The 22,411-nt window shown below is 55.0% G+C and carries 14 protein-coding genes and 1 pseudogene; 8 read left to right on the top strand and 7 right to left on the bottom strand.

The annotated features are described in order from the left end of the window. Positions 1-25 precede the first annotated feature (25 nt). The 3 genes from SV7mr_RS19280 to SV7mr_RS19270 all read right to left on the bottom strand — a co-directional run bounded on the left by SV7mr_RS19280 (position 26) and on the right by SV7mr_RS19270 (position 5,662). Positions 26-1,939, bottom strand: a complete 1,914-nt coding sequence (locus SV7mr_RS19280) for a sulfatase-like hydrolase/transferase (protein ID WP_145275777.1) — start codon at positions 1,937-1,939, stop codon at positions 26-28. A 141-nt stretch (positions 1,940-2,080) separates the two neighbouring features. Further along, positions 2,081-3,841 carry a DUF1559 domain-containing protein gene (locus SV7mr_RS19275; protein WP_419187626.1) on the bottom strand — a complete coding sequence of 587 codons (1,761 nt, stop codon included), beginning with the start codon at positions 3,839-3,841 and terminating at the stop codon, positions 2,081-2,083. 141 nt (positions 3,842-3,982) lie between these two features. Then, positions 3,983-5,662 (bottom strand): DUF1559 domain-containing protein, encoded by a 1,680-nt coding sequence (locus SV7mr_RS19270; protein ID WP_145275773.1) that lies wholly within the window; start codon positions 5,660-5,662, stop codon positions 3,983-3,985. Positions 5,663-6,242: 580 nt separating this feature from the next. On the opposite strand from SV7mr_RS19270, the gene SV7mr_RS19265 reads away from it, so the two are divergent. Beyond that, positions 6,243-7,169: a putative 2-dehydropantoate 2-reductase gene (locus SV7mr_RS19265; protein ID WP_145275771.1), complete on the top strand. Its 927-nt coding sequence runs from the start codon at positions 6,243-6,245 to the stop codon at positions 7,167-7,169. 79 nt (positions 7,170-7,248) lie between these two features. On the opposite strand, the gene SV7mr_RS19260 is transcribed toward SV7mr_RS19265, so the two are convergent. Next, positions 7,249-8,586 (bottom strand): prolipoprotein diacylglyceryl transferase, encoded by a 1,338-nt coding sequence (locus SV7mr_RS19260; protein ID WP_145275769.1) that lies wholly within the window; start codon positions 8,584-8,586, stop codon positions 7,249-7,251. Between the two features lie 266 nt (positions 8,587-8,852). Between SV7mr_RS19260 and SV7mr_RS19255 the strand changes: the two genes are divergently transcribed. Together SV7mr_RS19255 and SV7mr_RS19250 are read left to right on the top strand one after the other, a co-directional pair. Beyond that, positions 8,853-9,668: a hypothetical protein gene (locus tag SV7mr_RS19255; RefSeq protein WP_145275767.1), complete on the top strand. Its 816-nt coding sequence runs from the start codon at positions 8,853-8,855 to the stop codon at positions 9,666-9,668. Between the two features lie 651 nt (positions 9,669-10,319). Then, positions 10,320-10,478: pseudogene (locus SV7mr_RS19250) on the top strand (IS256 family transposase); the annotation flags it as partial. Positions 10,479-10,580: 102 nt separating this feature from the next. Here the strand turns inward: SV7mr_RS19250 and metF are convergent. Next, positions 10,581-11,462: a methylenetetrahydrofolate reductase [NAD(P)H] gene (gene metF, locus SV7mr_RS19245; RefSeq protein WP_145275765.1), complete on the bottom strand. Its 882-nt coding sequence runs from the start codon at positions 11,460-11,462 to the stop codon at positions 10,581-10,583. Between the two features lie 1,642 nt (positions 11,463-13,104). Between metF and SV7mr_RS19240 the strand changes: the two genes are divergently transcribed. Beyond that, positions 13,105-13,359, top strand: coding sequence for a hypothetical protein (locus SV7mr_RS19240; RefSeq protein ID WP_419187625.1), 255 nt, complete (start codon positions 13,105-13,107; stop codon positions 13,357-13,359). A 168-nt stretch (positions 13,360-13,527) separates the two neighbouring features. Here SV7mr_RS19240 and SV7mr_RS19235 read toward each other — a convergent pair whose 3' ends face one another. Further along, positions 13,528-14,631 carry an Mrp/NBP35 family ATP-binding protein gene (locus SV7mr_RS19235; RefSeq protein ID WP_145275761.1) on the bottom strand — a complete coding sequence of 368 codons (1,104 nt, stop codon included), beginning with the start codon at positions 14,629-14,631 and terminating at the stop codon, positions 13,528-13,530. 880 nt (positions 14,632-15,511) lie between these two features. Continuing rightward, positions 15,512-15,952, bottom strand: a complete 441-nt coding sequence (locus SV7mr_RS25640) for a hypothetical protein (protein WP_419187624.1) — start codon at positions 15,950-15,952, stop codon at positions 15,512-15,514. 1,015 nt (positions 15,953-16,967) lie between these two features. On the opposite strand from SV7mr_RS25640, the gene SV7mr_RS19225 reads away from it, so the two are divergent. The 4 genes from SV7mr_RS19225 (at position 16,968) to panD (ending at position 22,410) form a co-directional block, all read left to right on the top strand. Beyond that, a complete protein-coding gene (locus SV7mr_RS19225) occupies positions 16,968-19,211 on the top strand; it encodes an outer membrane protein assembly factor BamB family protein (protein WP_419187623.1) in 2,244 nt (747 codons plus the stop codon). A 243-nt stretch (positions 19,212-19,454) separates the two neighbouring features. Further along, on the top strand, positions 19,455-21,560 hold the full coding sequence (locus SV7mr_RS19220) for an outer membrane protein assembly factor BamB family protein (RefSeq protein WP_145275759.1): 2,106 nt from the start codon (positions 19,455-19,457) through the stop codon (positions 21,558-21,560). Further along, on the top strand, positions 21,560-21,934 hold the full coding sequence (locus SV7mr_RS19215; RefSeq protein ID WP_145275757.1) for a response regulator: 375 nt from the start codon (positions 21,560-21,562) through the stop codon (positions 21,932-21,934). Before SV7mr_RS19220 ends, SV7mr_RS19215 begins: the two co-directional genes overlap by 1 nt. Then, positions 21,931-22,410 carry an aspartate 1-decarboxylase gene (panD, locus tag SV7mr_RS19210; protein WP_145275755.1) on the top strand — a complete coding sequence of 160 codons (480 nt, stop codon included), beginning with the start codon at positions 21,931-21,933 and terminating at the stop codon, positions 22,408-22,410. Before SV7mr_RS19215 ends, panD begins: the two co-directional genes overlap by 4 nt. Position 22,411 lies beyond the last annotated feature (1 nt).

Here is a 22,411-nt window from a genome sequence, read left to right as displayed (position 1 = left end):
AAAACGGGGCTGACCGGCGTCCACATTAGGGCACGACGTTGCGGGTGCCTTCCAGCTCATTGAGCGCTCGATTGGTCACGCGAACACGGTACTTGCCATCGGAGTTAAACCCTTTTTGATATTCCAGGCCCGCTCGCATTTGTTCAATCACTGGCAACGCTTGTTCGTCGATCTCGTCGAGGACGATGGCCGCGTGCAGGCGTTCCCATTGGTTCCCGGTTTTGAGTTCTTGGATCAGCACAGGCAGTGCCGGTTTGGTGCGATTCATTCGACAAAGGGCTCTGGCGGCGGCTGTTCGGACGGCCGATTCACTGTCGCCCAGTAACTCAGAGGCCGCTGCCAAGCCTTGTTGGCCAGATTCCAGGCCCAGGTTGCCGATCCCGGTGGCAGCCCAGTAACGGATGGCGCTGTCCTCATGTTTGGTTGCGTCGATCAACTGGGGCAAAGCCGACTTGCCGGCGGAGGCGGCGACCGCGACATGTTCCAGTTGGCGCACAAACTCCTCGGCCCCAGGCTGTCGCATGATGGAGTAGTCACTGCCCAGCAGCTTGGCTCGATTCTGAATGATCGGCTCGGGAATCAATCCAAGGTCGCGGGTGTCGCGTGCCCATTGGCCTTGTGCTTGACGCATCCGTTGGAGCACGTCTTGGAGTGTGGGATCATCGGCCAAGTTGTGAATCTGATGCGGATCGGCTTGGCAGTCGTACAGTTCCTCGACAGGTTTAGTGTCGGCAAAGTAGCTGGCCGGAACTCCGGTCAGGTTGCCGGCGTCAAAACGCGCTCGCATTTGATTCATGATCGCGCCTTTTTCACAGGTGTTGATGTACTGGTAATAGCTTTTCAGTGGCTCGTAGTTGCGGATGTATCGGTAACGTTTGTCGCGGACGGTACGAATGATGTCGTAGCGTTCATCCATTCGATCTCTGGCCCCATACACGTACTGGCGCGGTGGTGAGAGTTGATCACCCAAGAAGGCTTGGCCTTGCATGTGCTGTGGGCGCTTGATGCCGGCAAGGTTTAGGACCGTCGGGCCAAAGTCGATGGAGCTGATCAGTTGATCGCTAACACTTCCAGGCTGGCCTTGCAGGTCTGTGCGGTAGGCCTGTGGCATGCGAACGATCAATGGGATGTGTGTCCCCGAATCGTACAGCCATCGTTTGGCACGTGGCAAGCCAACGCCATGATCCGACCAAAATAGAATGATGGTATTGTCGTACAAACCATCGTCTTTGAGTTGCTGGATGAGGTCTCCTGCCCAATGGTCCATGGCTGTGATCAATTCATAATTCCGTTTCCAGTGTTCACGAACAATCGGTGAATCAGGATAGTATGGCGGCAGTGACAGTTGGCTGGCATCCTGGCGCTGCGACTCCTTCAAGACACGGGTGACTTCCCTGTACTTGCTGTCTGAGGCAATGCCTGATTCATGGCAGCCAGTAAAGTTAAAGACCGCAAAGAAAGGCTGCGATGGGTCAGGCCGCGTGCGCCAGTGGGCTTTCCTAGAGGACACGTCCCAGGTTTCTTTAGGTGTCTTGAATTGATAGTCTTGCTTGGAGCGATTGGTGCAATAGTAACCAGCCTGACGCAGCAGAACGGGAAAGGGCTGGATCTGTTCGGGCAAGGTCGCTGTACAACGCATGTGTTGGGAGCCCAGAGTGGTTTGATACATGCCGGTGATGATGCCACTGCGACAGGGCGCGCAGACTCCTGCGGTCGTAAAGGCATGGGTGTACCGTGTTCCCTGGGTGGCTAACTGATCCAGGTGGGGCGTGATCGCGTTGGGATCACCATAGCAGCCTAGATGGGCGCTGATGTCTTCAGCGGAGAGCCAGACAATGTTTGGGCGGCGGTGGGGCGTTGGTGATGCAGCGTCCTGTGCCGGGCTAAACGGGCAGGCGAGAAGCAAGAACACGAGGGCAAGACTGGAACGCAAGAGCATGATTGGCAGCAACGGGGGTGGGCAGGAATCGAGCAGAGGAGTCCAAGGCAGAGAACAGGCGGGCAAAAAAGAAAACGGGTTCGCCGTCCCTCTGATCAGAACAACGAACCCGTGATGTGAAAATCATTCAGGCAAGGAGGCTTATTCTTCGTCCTCTTGCAGCACCTCAATGATGTCAACTTCAAGTTCAACTTCCGTTTCAATGGTCTCTTCGCCAAAGCCAATCATGGGGCCGTTATGGCGATGGATGTCAGCACGAAGAGTGTCCCAGTTGACGACTTCTCGGCCGTCTCTGGTCAGCAGCTTGGCAAACTCATCGGCGTCAACAAACTCGGAAAAGAAGTGGACCGCACCGTCGCCTGTTACGGCTTGGAAGCCCTCTTGGTGAATCGCTCCCAGGCCATCCATGGGGTCTTCTGGATTGACTTCCCAGTCGGCGGGTTTGGTCCATGGCACAGCATTCTCTGGGGCAACTTCAATTGCCATGATGGTGTTGGAGGTGCCATCAAGAATGTCTCGAAAGCGAGTTTCTTTGCCTTCGGAGAACATGGCTTTGTCACCGATGGGGAGTTGCACCACGGTTTCGCCGGGGGCCAGAGTATCGCTTGGTGCCTGGTAAACTGACGGCATGCGTTCAATCAACCGAATGTTGTGCGGGCTGTTCCAAGGTTCATCACGCTTGAATTGTTCGTAAAGCGCTTGTTCGCCCAAGAATGGCAAGATTGCAACTCGCCAGCTGAGCAGCGGTTCATCATCGTCGTCAGTGATTGCTGGGGACGGCATCTTGCGGTACGTGTCATGGTAATTGTGCATCGCAATCGCGACCTGTTTCAGATTGTTTGCCGCTTGGGCGCGGCCAGCAACCACCTGAGCACGAGTCACCGCAGGCATCATAAAACCAGCCATCAGCAGCGGCGTTGCGGTGATACCGTCAATATTGACTCGGACCACGCTGCCGTTGGTTTTGGGACGCATGCCATCACTGATGACGTTGCTGATGCGTTCAAAGTACTTGACGAAGGCAACCGCGATTTGGTCCTCAGGGTCAACGCCTTCGTTCGCAGCAGCCAAGGCCATTTCAGTGCCGAAGGCCATGGCGTCATTGATTAGCTTTTCCAGGCTTTGCGCAGAAGCCTCGTCCTTTGCGATGAACGAGATGGCAACTTTGCTGTCCAAGAAGCCTGGTTTGGCTTTGATGTAAATCGAATCCAACCACTCGGCGACCTGTGTTGCGTCTTGCAGAGGCGGTGGAATCATCGGCTGCATTTGTTGCAGCATGGGGGTTGCCATTGGTCGGATCAGATCGACCGACGCGATGACCGTGACGCCATCAAAGGACGTGACCTTGGTGGCAAGTTCGGCCAGTTTTCCCGGTGGTTCCTGTTGGGCGTTGACGATGTTTTTGACGTAATCGCCTACTCCAGCGACCCAGGTTTTGCTGTCCAGTTGATGAACGCTGATCGGTGGGAACGCTGGCATCGTGTAAACCTTGAGCCCCGCAATTTCACCCGGCTCAAACTCGTTTAAAATCTCTGGCTTCAGCGATTCAATGGCCGTGTCTTCGTTGAACTCGATGATCGCGCCGCCGATGGGGCCCATCGGACCGGGCATCCCAAACACTGCGGTGACCCCGTTGATGTGATAGGGATCAATGCCGACGTGTTCAAGCATCGCAGTTTGCAAGACTTCCAGTGGCATCATCTCATACTCGGGGAGTTTGAGATTAACGCTTGGAGACACGTACACGGCGGCGACAGCATCAGCTGGAATCAATTGGGCCGGCAGCTTGGTCGGCGCTGCGTCTTGGGCAGTTGCAGCGACTGGCAAAACGGCCACTGCGGCTGCCGCCAAGCTTCTCAGAGAAGCCTTGGTCGTTGACGAAAGGAAAGCGGAAAGTTTCACGAGCGGAATCTCCGTGTTGGAAACCAGTAGAAAAAAAATGCGGATGAATGAATGGTCTGTTGCCGCCGGCGGTTTCGGTTTGGTTTGTTGTGGGGGAAACCAAGCCGAGTCAATTGCCAAGCGGCTCATGCGGAGCGACAACTAGAATCCTTGTTGGACCCTTTCACCGCCCGCTCGGGTGAGCATGGCTCGCCAAAGTTTCTTGTCGATTGATTCGGCGATAAAAATGACAGCGCCGTCGCCTAGCAAGATATGAAAGCCACCGGGCTCAGCTGCGCCGACGCCTTGCTTGGCATTGTCCAAATTGACTTCCCAGTCCGCTGGCTTCGTCCAGGTCACCGCGTCTTGCGGATCCACTTGCACCACCATCGGTGTGTTGCTCAGTCCGTCCAGCACGTCTCGGAAGCCCGTTTGGCGTCCCTTGGTAAAGAACACTGGCTCCTTGGAATCTTTGTCACCCAGTGGGACCTGCATGACAGTTTCGCCAGCGGGTAGCACCATGTTCAGCGACTCATAGACAGCGGGCATTTCATCGATCAGCTGGCGGTTATGCGGACTGTTCCAAGGCTCGTCCAAGTGGAATCGTTCGTACAAGGCTTGCTCTTCGATGTAAGGCAAGATGGCAACACGCCAGCTAAGCAAGGCTTCGCCATCGTCGTTGGTGATCGCTTGAGCAGGTAGTTTTTTGAAGGCTGAATGATAATTGTGCATCGCCAAGCCAATCTGTTTCAGATTGTTTGACGTGGACATGCGGCGGGCGGCTGTCCGAGCAGCTTGCACAGCGGGTAGCAGCAATCCGACCAGGACACCGGTGGACGCAACCGATGCCGAAGAGTTGATTTCCACACGAACCACGGTGCCGTTGGTCTTGGGACGCATCGCCTCGGTGAACACTTTGCTGACGCGATTCATGTAGCTGATGAATGACTGTTGAACTGGATCCTCCAGATCCATTTCCGAACGCATCGTTGCAATCATGGCTTGGGCACCGAAGTCAATCGAGCGATTGATCAGCGATTCCAGCTCGGCTGCTGACTCAGCATCCTTCGCCAGCAGGGAAATCTTGGTCGATCCACCTAAGGGCGCAATGACAGTGTTGATGTAGATCGCATCTGTCCACTGGGCGATCTTCACAACGTCTTTGATCGGCGGTGGGATCTGACCTTCGACACTTTGCAGCAATCCCGTGATCATCGGGCCGACTAAGTCCAACGATGCGATGACGGTGATCCCATCGGGCGCGTTGATCTTCGTCGCGAGTTCAGCGAGTTTGCCTTTGGGAAACTGGTTCGCTTGGGCCATGCGTTTGACATAACCGCCCACGCCAATCAGCCACGTCCGAGCGTTCAGTTGATGCAAACGCAGCGGTGGGTTTTCTGGAATCTCGTAAACCTTCATGCCCAAGTACTCGCCCTCACGCAGTTCATCAATGAACTTTAGCGACTCGACGGCAACATCACGATTGAATTCGATCACCGCACCGCCCACTGGACCATTCAGTCCCGGAACGCCGCCCATCACCGTGATGCCATCCACCTGGTAAGGGTCGATGCCTAGGTTTTCCAAGGCCACCGCTTGCAGCACCTCGACGGGCATCATCTCCCAGTCGGGAGACTTCATCATGCGAGTGGGGGACATGAATACGGCGGCGATCGCATCATCAGGGATCATTTCCGCAGCCATCTTGGGCACAGCTTCGCCGGAGGCTGCTGGTGCTTGAGCACTCGCGATGCCAGGCAAGAGGTTCGCAGCGAAGCACAGCAGCAACGCAGCGCAACGAGTCAACGCTGTGGAGTTGCGAGCAAAAGTTAATAAGGTCACGGTCGATGGTCTCCGTCGTGGAAGAACGTGGGGATTTAATAAAGTGAAATGAGTGGTTCTGCGCCGTCTTGCCGGAGCCAACGAGACCTGCAGGAGGCTAGCGGACGCTGCGCTCTGAGACGTTTGGCAAGTTCAGGCCAGCGGTTGGTGTTGGCGTGGGGCGGTTGATGGATAAACTGAAGCGGTGGAATTGCGATTGAGCATTGTGAACGCCCTGCCTGCTTGCTAAGCCAGCCTGCCAATGCCTACCTGCTAAGCCCAGCCTGCCAATGCCCAGCCAGCCAATGCCGAGCCTGCAAGCTAAGCCAGTTCGGAAAAACGCTGTTCGGAGGGCAAGTCGAGGCGTTGATCGATCAGGCTGCCCGCGACAAAGTGAATACACATGATAGACGAGGAAGCTGGTCATCAGGGGCGCGAGAACAAGCGAGATTCATAAAGATTTCTTGTCAGTGAATTGTGTTTGCGCACATCGAAGCAGTGACTGGTTTCAAACACTGCTTTGGCGGCTGGTAAACGCTGTTGCACTCATGTTTTCAGGCTCGATCAGCTTGCTTTGACAACCCTGCTTGGACATCAAACCATGATCCCAAAATCATACGCAATCATCGGATCGGGAGCCGTCGGTGGCTTGTACGGCTCCATGCTGGCTCGTCACGGGCACTCTGTGCATTTTCTGATGCGCTCGGACTATGAATTTGTTCAACAAAATGGTTGGACGATTGAAAGTCCTTGGGGTGATTTTCAATTGCCCCGCGTCAACGCCTATTCCTCGGCTGCTGAATTGCCGCCCTGTGATGTGACCATTGTCGCCACGAAGTCTACCGGGAACGACGCCCTGCCCGAATTGCTGCGGCAATCGACCAGTCAGGGTGGTGTTGTGCTGATCTTGCAAAATGGCTTGGGAGTTGAGCAGCAGGTGGCCGAGTTTTTTGACCCTCAGCGAATCTTCGGTGGCTGTTGTTTTCTCTGTAGCAACAAAGTGGGGCCTGGGCATATCAAACATCTGGATTTCGGCCGCATCGTGTTCGGCCCCTTGCTTACAAATGCCCCATCCATGGAAACCGCTCAGCAGATCTGCCAGCAGATGTCCGGCGCCGGCATCGATGTCCAAGCCTCAGACGATCTGAACATGGTTCGCTGGCGCAAGTTAATGTGGAACATCACCTTCAATGGGTTGTCGGTGGCGTTGGACGCGTCAACGGATCAGTTGATTCACGACCCCGCCTCACTAGCGCTCAGCCGGGACATCATTACCGAAGTCTATCAGGCTGCCCGAGCCTGTGGAGCGGACATTGCGGAGCACTGGATCGAAAAGACGATCGACAACACGCGCAACATGGTGCCCTACGATAGCAGCATGCGATTGGATTTCTTGGCTGGTCGCCCGATGGAGCTCGATGCGATCTTGGCCAAACCCATTGACGTGGCAAAACAGGCCGGTGCAGCGATGCCCAAAACCGAAATGCTGCTTCAGGTGCTGACCTATTTGCAGGCTGCCAAAGGTTAAACGCTCACGCCAAAGCCGGTGGCGTTGGGGTGGGTGGCGTTGGGGTGGGTGGCGTTGGGTTGTGACCCAGCCGGTGGCGTTAGGGTGTGACCAGTGAATCGCTGTTGGGTTTCTTCCGCAGCACGATGGCCAGCGCCGTCAGGCAGAGCGCAAAGACGACCATGCTGACCCACTGTGAGATGCTGAAGGAAGTCCCCAGCTGTCCGCCTTCATCAACCCGAACGATTTCCAGAATGAATCGAATCACGGCGTAGCCAGCAAAGCCACTAAACAGCAAGACGCCGTCTTTGGCAATGAAGCGATCGAGCACACACAGGCTGATGCACAGCACCAACGCCGTCAGGCTGCTGATGACTTGAGCCGCGACCACGGGATTGGCCTTGGCTGGCAAGTCATCTGGGCTGAGATAGAAGTACCGTCCCGAAATCTGCATGCCCCAGCCCAGTGGGACGTCCTCTTCGGGAATGGCGCGGTCAGCGGTTTCTCGTGTTCGCGGATCGAAGTTGCCACGCTCGAATGTTTGTCCTGCCGTGATGCCAAGTGTATCGGCGACGCTGCTTGGCTGCACCTCATCGATGCGATTGGTTTCGGGTTCAATTTGCATTCCCAGCAGCGAACCGCTGGCAAGTTGCTCTTTGTAAACCGGGCTGTTAGGTGGGAACTGCACGGAGAGCGCGCTCGGCTCACAAGCGCCACCGTAACAGCAGCCGTTCATTAGGCAGCCAATGCGCCCGAGAAAGACTCCCAGGAACAGGCATGGGATCAACACGTCTCCCATGCGAAGCATGGAAAGACGGTGGATGCGAGAGAAAATCAGGTATCCCAAGAACCCGCCGATCATCGAACCATAGACCACCAAGCCGCCCTCGGTGAACGATGCCATGCGTTTAAGCGTGTCGATGAAATTGTCTTGAATGTAGTCCTGGCGATACTGAATCACGTAAAACATTCGCGCGCCCACAATGCCTGGGACGAAGACCCAGGGAATCAGTGACGTGATTGTCTCGGGGGGCAATCCGCGCCGTTTCGCGCGATACATGGCCAGACCAATGGCTGAGAACAAACCCATGACCACAAAAGCGCCGTAACTGCGTACCGCTAAACCAACGGGTTGTCCATCGACGTTTTGAAGTTCCGCATTGGGTAGAAAGACCGCGACAACGATCCCTGCAAGCAACCAGAACCAGCCTTCGGTTTTGAGCACTTCGGCTGGCGATGGTGGGCGTGGGAGCGACGTGTTGGCTTGATCACCCGCCGATTCACTCGTTGGGATTGTGTTCTGAAAAGCCACCCATTGGCGATGAGCGACCACCATTCGAATGAAAAAGCCTGCGCCCAGCAGGATCAGCAGCCAACCGATGCCAAACAGGGGCAAGGGGCCGATCTCGTGCGGAATCAGAAAGAGTGTGCGATGCATACGATGTTCAGCGGTCAGCAGTGAATGAGTGGCAGCGGGGCGTTGTCGAGGCCGTCAGCGCCGGGGATGAGCAGACGTTCAGAAATTGATCTGGACCCCAGTTCTGATACTTTTCTACTTTGAAACCATGGGCCGCGTCTAGGTCGGCGGCGATGAACCGCCGGGATTCCCCACCAGTCTGTCGATTGCCTTGCAATCGCGGTCACCACAACTCCTTTCACTTCAATCGTCGTCGCTCACCCAAGCCGATTGAGCCGGGCAAAATCATGAACATGTTTGAAACTCACCCCGTTGGTCGCTGCTTGTTAGGCTGTTTGCTGATCGCGTTGGCAACCGTGGTGGTCGCCGAGACACCGGAAAACGACGCTGAGAAAAAGCCGGCCGTTGAAACGAACGCTGCAAAATCCACCCCCAAAGAGCCCGCTGGCATGCAGTTGACGATCGATATTCAGCAGCAACAGAAAGATGGCTCGTTTGACAATCGCGAAAGTCACTTGGTTCTGTTTCATCAGGGCGTGGCCTATGCCTTTGCCTTGTCGGAACCCCACGACGTGACGATTGTCGATGCGGTCAATTCCAGGATTGCCTTGCTCTCACGCAAACAGCAGACCAAGGCCGTGTTGCCGCAACAGGATGTGATCAACGCCCTGGCCAGAATCAAACAGTACGCCGCGGAGAATGATCTAGAAGGCAAACTCGGTCTCGACGCAGTTGTCGAAGGCAATGCTCCTTACCGAATTCAATTCGAACAGGTCAGCTACCAAGCGACGACCCAAAAGCCCGGCAGTGCTCTGCAGGCTGCTCAGTTCTTGCAGTACAGCCAATGGATTGGTCGCGTGACACTGATTCGTAAACTCTGGCCGCCCCTGTTTGCACGCATGGCATTGGACGAAGCGATTGCCAACGATGGCCAGGTGCCTAAAGAAGTTACGTTAACACTGGGCAAGGGCGATCAAGCGACAACCCTGCGAAGTGTGTTTCGCTTTGAAAGCAATCTCGATCAGGCTGACCTGGATCGAATCGAAAAAGCCAAGGGCATGCTGCGGTTGTACCAAGACGTCCCCGTGACAGCGCTGCCCTAACGACTGGCCCGCAGCTCAGTGAATCTTTGAATCAATCACCGATCGGTGACAAAGCCCAGCCTGCGTCCGGGATGTCCCAGCTGTGAGTATGGAACACCTACGGCGTTCGGCACGCACCAATGCTTTGGGCCCACGTAGAGTGCCGTGGTTCGTTCGGCAATCAGTGTGGAACACCTACGGCGTTCGGAAAGGATGTACATGGGGCCTGTCCCCAGGGTGCGCTGCGCGACCCTGGGCTATGAGTATGGAACACCTACGGCGTTCGGCACAGACGTAGGGTGCCGTGCTTGCCTTGGTTCGTTCGGCAATGAGTGTGGAACACCTTCGGCGTTCGGAACTCTGGATCCGATTGTGAATGCCACCGCCTTGGAATTGGCGGGTGACTGAAGTGCGTTTCTCTGACTCATGTGCTTCGAAGGAACGTCACGCTGCCATGCCGAACGCCGCAGGAGTTCCACATGCGGTTTCGGGCACACCGAGCGGAGAGCAAATGGTCTCTGCTACACAAGGACATTTCGGGGACAGGGCATTTCGGGGGCAGCCCCCGGAGGATGATTGTGATTCCCTTCTTCGTGCTCTTCGCGTCCTTCGTGGTTTATTCCTGGATTCGCGACGATTACAAGTTTTAGAGGACTGTCCCCGCAGGTTTCCATTGTGGAGATCAAGCCGAATTCTCCAGGCGTCAAACGATCAAGTGTTTCGCGGCTCTGGAAAGCAGTTGGCAGCAAGTTCGTCGAACAGCTGCGAAGCAAAGATCTCGGTGAGACCACTTGGTGTGCTCTCATGCTCGACGGTTGCCGCCATCGCAAGGTTTCGGGGAGGCAGATTTTGCCTTCCGGGAGACCATCCTTCAAGTTTTAACAATCAGCGGGACACGTCCCTGCGTCGGGAGGCTGAGACTTGGCGGCGTGCTTAGGCTTTCTTCTCAAAATCAATGTCGCTTAGAAGTTGCTCAGCGGCATCGCTTTTATTGAGCACATAGTAGTGAATGCCTGGCGCACCATTGTGAATCAAATCAATGGTTTGATTCCGAGCGTGTTGAACACCGCATTCAAACTGAAAGTCCGGATCGTCGTTCGCTGACATCGCGGTGCTCATTTCAGTGGGGATCGCTGCTTTGCACATCCCAGCGATTCGTTTGGCCTGCTTGTAGTTGGTCACCGGCAAGAGGCCGGGAATGATCGGCACACGAATTCCAGCGGCTTCGCAGGACTCTCGGAAACGATAGAAGTCCGCGTTGTCATAGAACAGCTGTGTGATGATGATGTCAGCCCCGGCGTCAACCTTGCGTTTCAGATTGTCGAGGTCCGTTTGTGCATTGGGGGCCTCTTGGTGCACCTCGGGGTAACCTGCTACCGCAATGCCGAATTGATCGGCATGGTCGCGACGAATCAATTCAACCAGTTCGTTGGCGTAGCTGAGTCCACCGTCGACGGCTTGAAACTCGTCACTGCCTTGAGGTGGATCGCCACGCAAGGCAACGATGTAATCAGCGCCACGGCGTTTGGCTTCGGTCAGGTAATCGTTTAACTGCTCGACCGTTGAGCCCACGCAGGTCAGGTGCGAAGCGACGGGCAAGCCGCTGATCTGCTTGACAAGCTCGACCACTTCCAGCGTGCGTGACTGCGTCGAACCTCCCGCGCCGTAGGTGCACGTTAAGAAGGCTGGATTGAATCGCAGCAACTTCTGAACGTTGTCCTGCAGATTCTGCATTCCTTTGTCTGTCTTGGGTGGAAACAGCTCAAAAGAAATCTCGCAGCGTTCGCTGTTGGTAAAGAGTGTGGCAAGGGTCATCGATGTATCCGGTTGAGAACCTATCTCCTGTCAGGGACCAAGCCGCTGGTCATCGGCAGCATGATGGTCACGCAACGGTGATGCAAAAAACGTCAGCTTGCGTTTTCGGGTTGGCAGGTCAATGGCAAGTTATTTCACTTAAGCGAGCCGGCGTCGTTTTGGCTCTCTGCAAGCATGTTCGCAATCGCTGCAAGCGCCCAGTGGGGGCAGCCGATTTTACACCAACGATCGCGTTGAGTTTCGCATCATTGCGAGGCTGTTTTGACCCGCCACCCGGCCGATTCTTCAGACGCCGTCGAAGCCAGGTGCAGCAAGCGGTCGCTGGGCGAAGCAATGAATTCGCAAACCGTGCAGTTTACGATTCAAAAATAGGCAATCTGGGGCGCGATTCAGTCCGCACTCTTGTAGGCCGCAAAGCGGCGGGGAATGTAACGCTGCACTGTGATTCGCTGGAGGTGATTCAAGACATGGAATCGACAGCAATTCGCTTGGCGTCAGGAGAGGGCTTCGAGTCAGCATCAGGAGTGCAGTCGTCACGTTTTCTCGAAGGGAAACCGAGGAGTCGTCCACCGCGCCGATCGATTGTCTGGCGCTGAGGAGAGTTTCGCGATGTGTGCCGTGCGATGTGTGCCGTGCAGACGGCATGGACGCAGGCGGCAGTGTGACACGACGGTGGAGCAATGTGACAACGGTGGTTTGCTTGACAGAGGCTCTGTCAACGGCGTGGGCATTCGTCACCAGGTCAGTGAGTGGCGTGAATCGTTTGCCATCGTCTTGATACCGGTTGCTGAGTTCAGCCGTTGCAGGATCACAACAGCTCGTTGATCGAACAAGGATTGGCTTCGTTCAATCAACCGTTGAGAGCGTTTGGTTTTGAAGCGGCTTGGCAACGCGTTGGTCGATGGTCCTTGGCGAGGGTGATTACCCGTGCTTGTTGTTTGCAACCTTGTCGTTGTTGTTTGCAACCTCATTGATCGATCGTTTTGGTAACGCAATGACAAGACGATCCTGTTCAAGACAGCGATTGAACAAGTGCATGAGTGATTGAAAACGTCATCATTGCGATCAAAAACAGTAACGCGGGTAAATTTTTTTCTAAAAACTTTTGGTGGATAAAATGTGTATGACTCAAAGCGTATCCGTCACGTTAACGAGTCCTTGTTTCATTCATCAAGTTGCATGTTCGTGCTTGCAATCAACGCGTTGTTCAACGTAGACAGACTTGGCCGTTCAACGCTTAGAACATACCCAAAACGTTGACATTACTTGATTTATGTCAATCCGGTTTACTTGAGTAACGGTTCAGACAACCTGTCATGAGGTAAGTGAGTGTTCGAAATCATCATGGCGTTGTCGATGCATTGGTGCGAGCACTTGTTGTGCAGTGACAACGGGTGTCCATAGTGAAATTGTCAATGTGTGCAAGCACTAATTCTGCAAAAACATGTTGCGGAATTTGGCGCAGAGCTTACAAATACCGATGGTTTCGTTGAGTTCATGTGATGAATTGATTGGATGATCAAAAAACATGTGGCTCAACATTTGTTGACGCATGGTGAGCCGTGGCCGGTGGCTTGTTGAGATCGGTCTCTGACAAGGCACAATGACTCGCCTGCGTTCTCCTACTCCGCGGAGGAATATCGTGGCCAAGAAGAAAGCAACGAAGAAGAAAGCTACCAAGAAAAAGGCAGCTAAGAAGAAAGCTACCAAGAAGAAGGCAGCTAAGAAGAAAGCGACTAAGAAGGCTAGCAAGAAGAAGGCCGCTAAGAAGAAGGCGACCAAGAAGGCTAGCAAGAAGAAGGCTTCTAAGAAGAAAGCCACTAAGAAGAAAGCTACCAAGAAAAAAGCTACCAAGAAAAAAGCTACCAAGAAGAAGGCAGCTAAGCGTCGTAAATAAGCTTTATGACGTCCCCGGTGGTGACATCGGACTCGAAAACACGACGCCGCTTGGAATCTTATGATCCAAGCGGTTTTTTTATGCCCAGCCAATGAGTGTTGCGGATTTCCGCAGAGCCGGAGGCCGCGATCCGTCGGTCGCCACGCATTGTCGTTGGCAGGCTGTTCTCTAGAGAGTTGGCAGGCTGGGTGCAGGTGGCGCTGCGGTGGTTCGCATGGCGATGGCTTCAACCAGTGATTGTGCCATGCGTTTTAAGGGATTGCCCGCATTGGTGTTGGTTTCGATGACTTCGGCGAGTCGTCCTTCATCACCGGCTTCACGAAGCTGGATATCGATTGGCAGTGTTGCCAGGCAGGCGATGGAAAGCTCTTCTGCCTTTTGCCGCGTGCCTCCAGAGCCAAAGATGTCGTAGACCTTGTTATTGTCTGGGCAGCGGAAACCACTCATGTTTTCAACCATTCCCAAGACAGGGATGTTGACCTTCTTGAACATGGCAACCGCTTTGACTGCATCTAGCAAAGCGACTTCTTGCGGGGTGCAAACCACAACACTGCCGGTGACAGGGATTGCTTGGGACAGGGTCAAGGCAACGTCGCCGGTGCCCGGTGGCATGTCAATGATCAGGTAATCGAGTTCGCCCCACTCGGTCATGCTTAGGAACTGGTTGATCGAGCCATGCAGCATCGGGCCGCGCCAGATCACTGCCTGGTCAGGTTCGACCATAAAGCCCATCGACATGACAGGCATCTCGGGTGCCTTGCCACTGGCGGGGACACTGATCGGGGCAATCCGTTTTGACTCCGTCATCGCGGGTCGCCCCGTCAGTCCCAGTAAGTGTGGCACGCTGGGGCCATAGACATCCGCATCCATTAGGCCGACTTTGCAACCAAAGCTGCGGAGTGCCAGTGCGAGGCCGGTTGCGACGGTGCTCTTGCCCACGCCACCTTTGCCACTGCCGACAGCGATGATGCTTTTCGCACGCAGCGCCGATTGGCCAACACGCGCAGCGGGCCGAGGGTGAATTGCCGTGGTTAATTCAGACCGGCAACCGGGGAACTTAGCGGACAGCTTGGACTCAATTTGCTCCAACACACGTTGCTCGATGGGCAGCGAATGCGTTGAGAGTCCGATGGTCGCGTGAATCGATTGACCGTCGACGGATACATCGACGATCTGTCCCATCGATCCCATGGGACGGCCTGTCTCGGGGTCCAAGTGGTTGTCCAACAACTGTTGCACAGCATCGGTTGAAATCGATTGGGAGTCAGACATTGTGTCGTTCCTGTGTGGAATCTCGCGGAGAGTTTAAAAGCGGCAGTCGCTGGCACAGTTTAGGGATCCGTAAAGTTAACCGACGGCCGTGATGCTGCAAGCCAGGACGGCTAACGCGACCGGTCCGTGGACGCTGGCAGGTGGTGTGATTGGTGGAGTGAAACCCTCGTCCCTCTAAGCTGGCACCACTTTGGGCCTGTTGTCATTCTGGTTGATGTTGCGTTTCCCCTTGTTGTCTCTGGGCAATCGCGATTTCATCCAACCGGGGCTTGGTTCGTAGGGTGCTGTGCTTGCACGCACCGGTGAAATGGCAGCGCACCGTTGGGCGGCAATCACGTGGATTTTCCGCATCCGCACCACCGGACTCGAAGATCTTCAAAGCAGTGATCGCAGCTGGCACTTGACCGTCACCTGGGCCATCAGTTGTGCCCTTTGATCACCCGTGCCGAGCCATCAGCGGTGTCGTCATCGTTTACGGTGCGGCCAGTTGTGGTTTGGTCAGAAAACGCTCGGGCATTTCGGTTGCTTGTGCGAGCGGAGTGTCGGCGCATAAAAAAAGCGGTCGAACATCGAAATGCTCGACCGCTTCGCAGACCGTGTCTCGAGACCCGTGAATGTCGATCAGAGATCAACCTTAGCAGGGCATTCGCTTAGCGAGCCCAGTAAGCACTGGTTTGAAGGACACGACGCTGTTGGTACAGGCTAGCACTTGGGTCAACAACCGGTGCTGGTGGCATTGGTGGAGCCGCGTTGGTCGCTGGGACGTTGGCTGGAGCCGGAGCTGGAGCCATTGTCGCGCCACCGCATCCGCAAGGAGCAGCGTCGCAGGCGGTGTCGCAACCAGTGTCGCAGCAGCTTTTCTTGTGCGAGAACAGCTTGCTCAGCAGTCCGCCACATGATTTCTTGCTGCAGCAGCCAGCAGCTTCGCAGCCACAAGCTGGTTCGCAGCAGCCAGCGGCTTCGCAACCGCAAGCAGGTTCGCAGCAGCTAGCAGCTTCGCAGCCACAGACTGGTTCTGCACATCCGCAGCCAGCAGCTTCGCAGCCACAGACTGGTTCTGCACATCCGCAACCACCAGCTTCGCAACCGCAAGCAGGTTCGCAGCAGCTTTTGCGATGGTGCTTGAACAGTCCAGCCAGCAGGCCGCCTTTCTTGCATCCGCAAGCAGCTTCGCAGCCACAAGCGGGTTCGCAGCCAGCAGCTTCGCAGCCAGCAGCTTCGCAGCCACAAGCAGGTTCGCAGCAGCTTGCAGCTTCGCAGCCACAAACGGGTTCTGCACATCCGCAACCAGTCGCTTCGCATCCGCAGGCGGGTGCAGCATCGCAAGCTGTGTCGCAGCAACCTTTGTTAAGATGGTGGAACAGCCCACCGCCCTGAGTTTGGCAGCAAGCCATCATGCCAAACAGCAGGGTCATTGTCATTAGTGTCCGCATCATCGGAACCACGTCTCCCTTACGTATATACATTGGTTAATTGGATGACTGAATCATCTGCGTAGTCGCCAAGTGCCCACACGATCGTCAACAACAAGTTGTCGAAGACCGAATCAAGGACACCCTCTGAGCACAACAGGGAGAGGCTTCAGGCTCGCACCTGTCATGTCTCCTTGATCCTGTGGTGTACAGGTTGCGGTGGAACAACCCTTGGCCATTGAATGGCACTTGGTATCCGTTCGCAGTGGATCATCCAACCTCTCTGGAGCCTCCGTTGCCCTAGAGAAATCTGGGTCGATCACTTTCAGCGGCCTGACACCCACGTCATGGCGATTGCTGTTGGTGACCACTACGGGTATCGGAACAGCATTTTGCGATGTTTACTGTTTGGCCCGATTTTGGGCAGGTTGTAAAGGTTTGTCGGTTGGCCAAAGTTGCCCGTATGATGGGGCCGTTTAGATTGATCCGGTTAGCAGGACCGGCGAGTTTGCCCAGGCGTCAGAGTTTCTCGTCTGGCTGGGGGCTGGCGGTCAGAATACCCCCAATGAGTGGACGGGCGGTTCACGCGAGTATTTTGCCTCAGCTCTCTCATTGAACCCTCTCGATGGCCCTTTGCTGCCATGTTCCACTCTAGAAACTGGCCCTTTTGGGGTGTGAGGCTAGTTGCGAAGCTGGTCCTGTTGTCTAACATGTAGCCGTGAAGCCAGATATTCAGGCCACAAAAACTTCTTGATCGGTGGAACACGTGCAAGCCGAGCAGCCAACATTTGGCTCATCCGTGATAAGATGTAGAGTTTCCAACGATTAAACAGGGTGTCTTTCAGGTGTGCGGCTAAGCTGGCTGCTAACTGAAACCAGGCATCCTAACAGTGCCCCTTCCCACCTCCAAAAGTCACCTCCAACATGACTTCATTGAAACTTTGGCAACGCTTTGCTGCGTTGTTGTTTGCCGCCATGTTTGTCGGCACCTGTGCTGAATCAACGCAAGCCGCGGATTGGCCGTACTGGCGCGGCCCGAACATGGATGGCACCGCAGCGGTAACGGGATTGCCTGACGACTGGGATCCAGACGGCGGCGAAGGCAGCAACTTGCTGTGGAAACGTGACGATATCGGTGGACCCTGTACGCCCATCGTCATGGATGGCCGGTTGTACACCATTCAGCTAAACCATCCCGGCACGGACAAGCAAGGTGAAAAGATTGTTTGCTTGGATGCCAAAACAGGGAAAACACTCTGGGAAACCGAGTACAACGTTTGGCTTTCTGACGTGCCCGCCGAACGAGTTGGCTGGTCCAGTGTCGTCGGTGATCCAGAAACTGGATACATCTATGCACTTGGATCATGTGACATCTTTCAATGTCTTGATGGCAAGACGGGTGAAGTGATTTGGAGATTGCCACTGCACGAGCAGTTTGGAATGCTCAGTACCTACGGTGGGCGAACCAATTTTCCAATTGTTCACGAAGACTTGGTCATCATCAGCGGGATCATCATTAACTGGGGTGATGCAGCGAAGCCCAACCATCGGCTGCTAGGACTCAACAAAAAAACGGGTGAAGTCGTTTGGTTTAGCGGCACGCGTGACTTGCCCTACGACACCACTTACAGTGCACCTAGCTTGGTCACCATCGATGGCCAGCGGCAACTGATCATGGGTGCTGGTGACGGAGCGGTCTGGGGTTTTCAGCCTCGAACCGGTAAAGCCCTGTGGAGTTACCAGCTTTCCCGACGCGGCCTCTTTGCCACTCCACTGGTCGTTGGTGATCGCGTCTTTAGTTCTCACAGTGAAGAAAACCCCGGCAAGCTTTCCAACACGATGGGTGCTGCGGTTGGTTTGCGAGTTTCAGGGACAGGGGATGAGACCAGCGTCACACAGCTATGGCGACAACTCGGATTGGTTTCCGGTTACAGCGAACCCGTGTTGGTTGATAACCGACTGTACCTTGTTGATGATCGCTGCAAAATGTGGGTCTTTGATGCTGAATCAGGCAAGGTGATCGTGGAGCAGAAAGCATTCGTCGACAATCGTCAACGCAGTGCGCTCCTGTATGCTGACAACAAGATTTATGTGACGTCTGAGAACGGTCGCTGGGCAGTTTTAGAGCCCACTGAGGATGGCTTTGAGGTGCTCAATAAGGGCCGCCTGCGTAGCACCAAGTTTTCAGCGTCTCCGATCGTGGCCGACGGACGCCTGTACTTTCCCAGTAGCAACACGTTGTACTGCGTCAGTAATGAGAAAGCTCTGCAAACCGATCAAACCTTCGAATCGGCGATGGGACCTGAAACGCCTGTCGATCAGGATACAGAGATTGCACAAGTTCAAATCGTGCCCGCCGAAGCATTGCTAAAGCCCGGCCAGACCTTGCAGTACAAGGTCAACGTCTTCAATGCGATCGGCCAGCTATTGCCCACTCCCGCGGAAGGCATCACGTTCGAAGTCATCGGTGACGGAGCAACGGTTGAAGGGAGCACCTTGACGGTTGCCAGCGATGTCGCTCACACGGGCATCTCAGTGGTGGCCAAGTACGGCGACGCAAAAGGCAGCGGCCGAGCAAGAATTGTTCCACCTTTGCCGTGGAAGTTCACCTTTGATGATTTGAAAGATCCACCACTGTCCTGGGTGGGGGCTCGCTACCGTCATGTGATTCGTGACATCGATGGCTCGCCAGCACTGACCAAGGTGACCACGATTCCCAAAGGGGCTCGTAGTCGTGCTTGGATGGGCCCCAGTGACATTGCAAACTACACCATTGCGGCCGACGTCCGCGGTGCACGCAAGCTGAACAAGTTGCCTGATATCGGTTTGACCAATCGTGGCTATGTGTTGGGCTTGCGGGGTGAAAGCCAGCAAGTGCAGGTTCGCACCTGGGCAGCACAGCTGCGAATGGCCAAGTCAATTGACTTTCCTTGGAAAGAAGGCACCTGGTTCCGCATGAAGTTGCGAGTGGACATGGAGGAGCAGGATGGAAAACCTGTCGCTCATGTGCGCGGCAAGGTTTGGCCTCGCGATCAAAATGAGCCCAAGGACTGGACCATCGAAGCGATCGACACGGCACCCAACGAACCGGCTAGCCCCGGCTTGTTTGGTAATGCGAAAGATGCTGAACTTTATCTGGACAATGTTGAGGTCACTGCCAACGATTGATTGACAGTGATTGAAGGTTGCGATGTCCGAATGGGCCAAAGCCGGTCAGAGGGCTTGGACGCTCGTTGGGCACTTGTTGAGCTCATCATCGCCGCCGTCAACGCAAGTGACCAACAACCAATTCGGCCGCAGAGTGTGGCCAGACAACGAATGAGAATTCTTTGCCCTTACCTCCCATTAGCGGCAAAGAAACTTCCACCTCCCACCTCCATGTTTTGAGCCGGTCCCCACGACCAGATCACAATGCGAAAACAAGAACTCTCGGCGTTCTCTTTGATTCTCACTTCCTGTTTCCTTGGCTGTATGGCCACGGTGATGTTCAGCGGTTGCAAACCAGCAGCGCCGCCGGTTGCTGACGACCAAGTGTCCGACAACACCACGCTGACTGCAGAAACTCCTGTTAGCGAGACGCCCGCGGACGAGCCTGATGCTCTCAAGACGTCGTCGGAAGACGACAAAGTCGCTGACGTGCTGGCTGCTGGCGGTGACTGGCCACAGTGGGGCGGAACTCGTTTGCGAAACAACGTTCCCTCGGTCACCAATCTGCCGTCGACTTGGAACGTGGGCGGATATGACGTTGAGCTGGGTGCTTGGAGTGACAAGAACTCCGAGAACATCGCTTGGTACGCTGAACTTGGCAGCCAGACCTACGGCAATCCCGTTGTTGCTGATGGCAAGGTGTTCGTTGGTACCAATAACGGTGCCGGTCACTTGAAGCGTTATCCCGCGACAGTAGACCTTGGCTGCCTGTTGGCCTTTAGCGAAGAAGACGGCTCTTTCCTTTGGCAGCACAGCAGTGAAAAACTGATCACCGGTCGTGTGCACGACTGGCCGCTGCAAGGTATCTGTAGTTCACCCTTGGTCGAAGGCAAACGCTTGTGGTTTGTGACCAGCCGCGGTGAAGTGCGTTGTGTGGACACCGAAGGTTTTCATGATGGCAAGAATGATGGCCCGGTCCAAGGTGAGAACGCTCGGGTCGCTGATCTGCCGATGTCGTTGCCCGAGGACGAAGAGCTTGAAGGTGAGCCGCCAGTGCCGCCAGGAAAACAAGCCATCGCCGCTTTGAAGGAAGGCAATGTTGCAGACGTCTTGAAAACCGCTTTGGAAAAAGCGAACGAAGCCGTCGAGGGTGATGTCACCGTTGAGGCCACCGGTGACACTTCATGGAAGTTGACCGGCACGTTTAACGGCGTTGATCGGACGCTGACCGTCAAGGTGGCTGGGCCTCGCCTGAGCGTGTTCAAAACCTTGGGCGTGGATGACAAGCGAGACGCCGACACCATTTGGATTTACAACATGATGACCGAGCTGGGCATCAGTCAGCACAACATGTGCTCGTGCAGCTTGACCAGCTATGGAGACTGGTTGTTCATCAACACCAGTAATGGTTTGGATGAGTCGCACATTAACTTGCCTGCTCCGGAAGCTCCTGCGTTCATTTGCTTGAACAAAAACACCGGCGAGTTGATCTGGCAAGATGCTTCGCCAGGAAGCAATATCTTGCACGGCCAATGGTCCAGCCCCACGGTGGCTGAACTGGGCGGCGAGATTCAAGTTTTGTTCTGCGGTGGCGACGGCTGGTTGTACAGCTTCAAAGCAGCCGGCGGAAAAGACGGTGAGAGCGAATTGCTGTGGAAATTTGACTGCAATCCGAAGGAAACCGAATGGATCATCGGTGGTTCGGGAACACGGAATAACTTGATCGCGACGCCAGTGGTTTACAACGACTTGGTTTACATCGGTGTGGGGCAGGACCCCGAGCACGAAATCGGTGAGGGCCACCTCTGGTGTATCGATCCAACCAAACGAGGTGATGTGTCACCAGAGTTGGCGATGAAGGTTGAAGGTGACAAGCGGGTTCCGATTCCTCATAAGCGAATTCAGGCCGTGATTCCTGAAGAAGGTGAGATCGCGGTCGATAACCCCAACTCGGCGGTTGTCTGGCACTACGCCATGCAGGACACCAACGGTGACGATGAAATTGACTACGAAGAAGAGATGCACCGCACCATCGGCACTTGCGCCATTAAGGATGACGTGCTATACATCGCTGACTTTGGTGGCGTGGTCCATTGCTTGGATGCAAGAGGCGACAATGGCCAGCCCAAAGTTTACTTTACCTACGACATGTTTGCCCTCAGTTGGGGGAGTCCGCTGATCGCCGATGGAAAAGTGTTCATCGGTGACGAGGACGGTGAGGTTGCTGTCTTTGAATTTGGTCCGCAATACAACGAGCCAATGGAAGAGATCAACATGCGTACCAGTGTTTACAGCACTCCGATTGCTGCCAATGGTCGCATCTACATCAGCACCAAAGACAAACTGTTTGCTATCGAAAAGAAAGATTGATGCCAAAAACTGTCATCGACTGTGGGAATTGTGGACCCGATTTCCACTCCATTCGTCAGTTCATCACCAGTAACTTTGACGCCGTCGTCGTGCAGACGCGCGACGCGGAAGAAACACTTGATGTGTTGAAGGATCGCGAGGTAGATCTCGTGACCGTCAACCGCAAGCTGGATCATGATTACTCTGATGGAATCGAAGTCGTTAAAGCCATCAAGGCGAACGGCAACGGGGCTGAGGTGCCAGTCATGCTGGTCACCAATTATGAGGAACACCAGCAGTCAGCCATGGAAGAAGGCTGCGTGCGTGGCTTTGGAAAGCTAGCGCTTAACGATCCCCAGACAGCCGACTTGCTAAAGCCCTTTCTAGGTACATGAACGCACCGTTCCGAAAACTGCTGTCGGCAAAGATTCATCGGGCCACAGTGACTCAAGCCGACGTGGATTACGAAGGCAGTCTCACGATTCCGCCGGAGCTTTTGCAGGCTGCCAAGATCCATCAGTATGAAGCGGTTTGCGTTTGGAATGTGACCCGCGGCACGCGGTTAGAAACCTACGCAATCACCGGCTTGCCGGGCTCCAGTGACATCTGTGCCAACGGCGCGGCCGCTCACCTGGTCCAGCCAGGTGACCTAGTGATCATTGCCTCATACTGCTTTGTCCCTGAAGAACTGGCGGCCAACCATCAGCCTCGCTTGATCTTTGTTGATGCTGCCAACCAGATGGTGCATCAAGGTCCGGAGATCGCCGGACCGCAGCGCCGCACGGAAGTTGACAGCCAGAGTGTTGAGCCCCATGCTGGCTCGGATGCCGCGTCTGAATCGCGGGATTGCATTACGACCGTTTCAACTTGAC

The sequence above is a fragment of the Stieleria bergensis genome, assembly GCA_007745635.1.
Taxonomy (GTDB): Bacteria; Planctomycetota; Planctomycetia; order Pirellulales; family Pirellulaceae; genus Stieleria; species Stieleria bergensis.
Note: the sequence above shows the minus strand (reverse complement) of the source record. Positions and strands in the feature narration are given on the sequence as shown.

What these genes read in the sequence shown, in the direction of transcription:
- SV7mr_RS19260 (WP_145275769.1), bottom strand. Translation starts at nt 8,586, where the DNA reads ATGCATCGCACACTCTTTCTGATTCCGCACGAGATCGGCCCCTTGCCC.
- SV7mr_RS19235 (WP_145275761.1), bottom strand. Translation starts at nt 14,631, where the DNA reads ATGTCTGACTCCCAATCGATTTCAACCGATGCTGTGCAACAGTTGTTG.
- SV7mr_RS19255 (WP_145275767.1), top strand. Translation starts at nt 8,853, where the DNA reads ATGAACATGTTTGAAACTCACCCCGTTGGTCGCTGCTTGTTAGGCTGT.
- metF (WP_145275765.1), bottom strand. Translation starts at nt 11,462, where the DNA reads ATGACCCTTGCCACACTCTTTACCAACAGCGAACGCTGCGAGATTTCT.
- SV7mr_RS19220 (WP_145275759.1), top strand. Translation starts at nt 19,455, where the DNA reads ATGCGAAAACAAGAACTCTCGGCGTTCTCTTTGATTCTCACTTCCTGT.
- SV7mr_RS19265 (WP_145275771.1), top strand. Translation starts at nt 6,243, where the DNA reads ATGATCCCAAAATCATACGCAATCATCGGATCGGGAGCCGTCGGTGGC.
- SV7mr_RS19215 (WP_145275757.1), top strand. Translation starts at nt 21,560, where the DNA reads ATGCCAAAAACTGTCATCGACTGTGGGAATTGTGGACCCGATTTCCAC.
- panD (WP_145275755.1), top strand. Translation starts at nt 21,931, where the DNA reads ATGAACGCACCGTTCCGAAAACTGCTGTCGGCAAAGATTCATCGGGCC.
- SV7mr_RS19225 (WP_419187623.1), top strand. Translation starts at nt 16,968, where the DNA reads ATGACTTCATTGAAACTTTGGCAACGCTTTGCTGCGTTGTTGTTTGCC.
- SV7mr_RS25640 (WP_419187624.1), bottom strand. Translation starts at nt 15,952, where the DNA reads ATGCTGCACCCGCCTGCGGATGCGAAGCGACTGGTTGCGGATGTGCAG.
- SV7mr_RS19280 (WP_145275777.1), bottom strand. Translation starts at nt 1,939, where the DNA reads ATGCTCTTGCGTTCCAGTCTTGCCCTCGTGTTCTTGCTTCTCGCCTGC.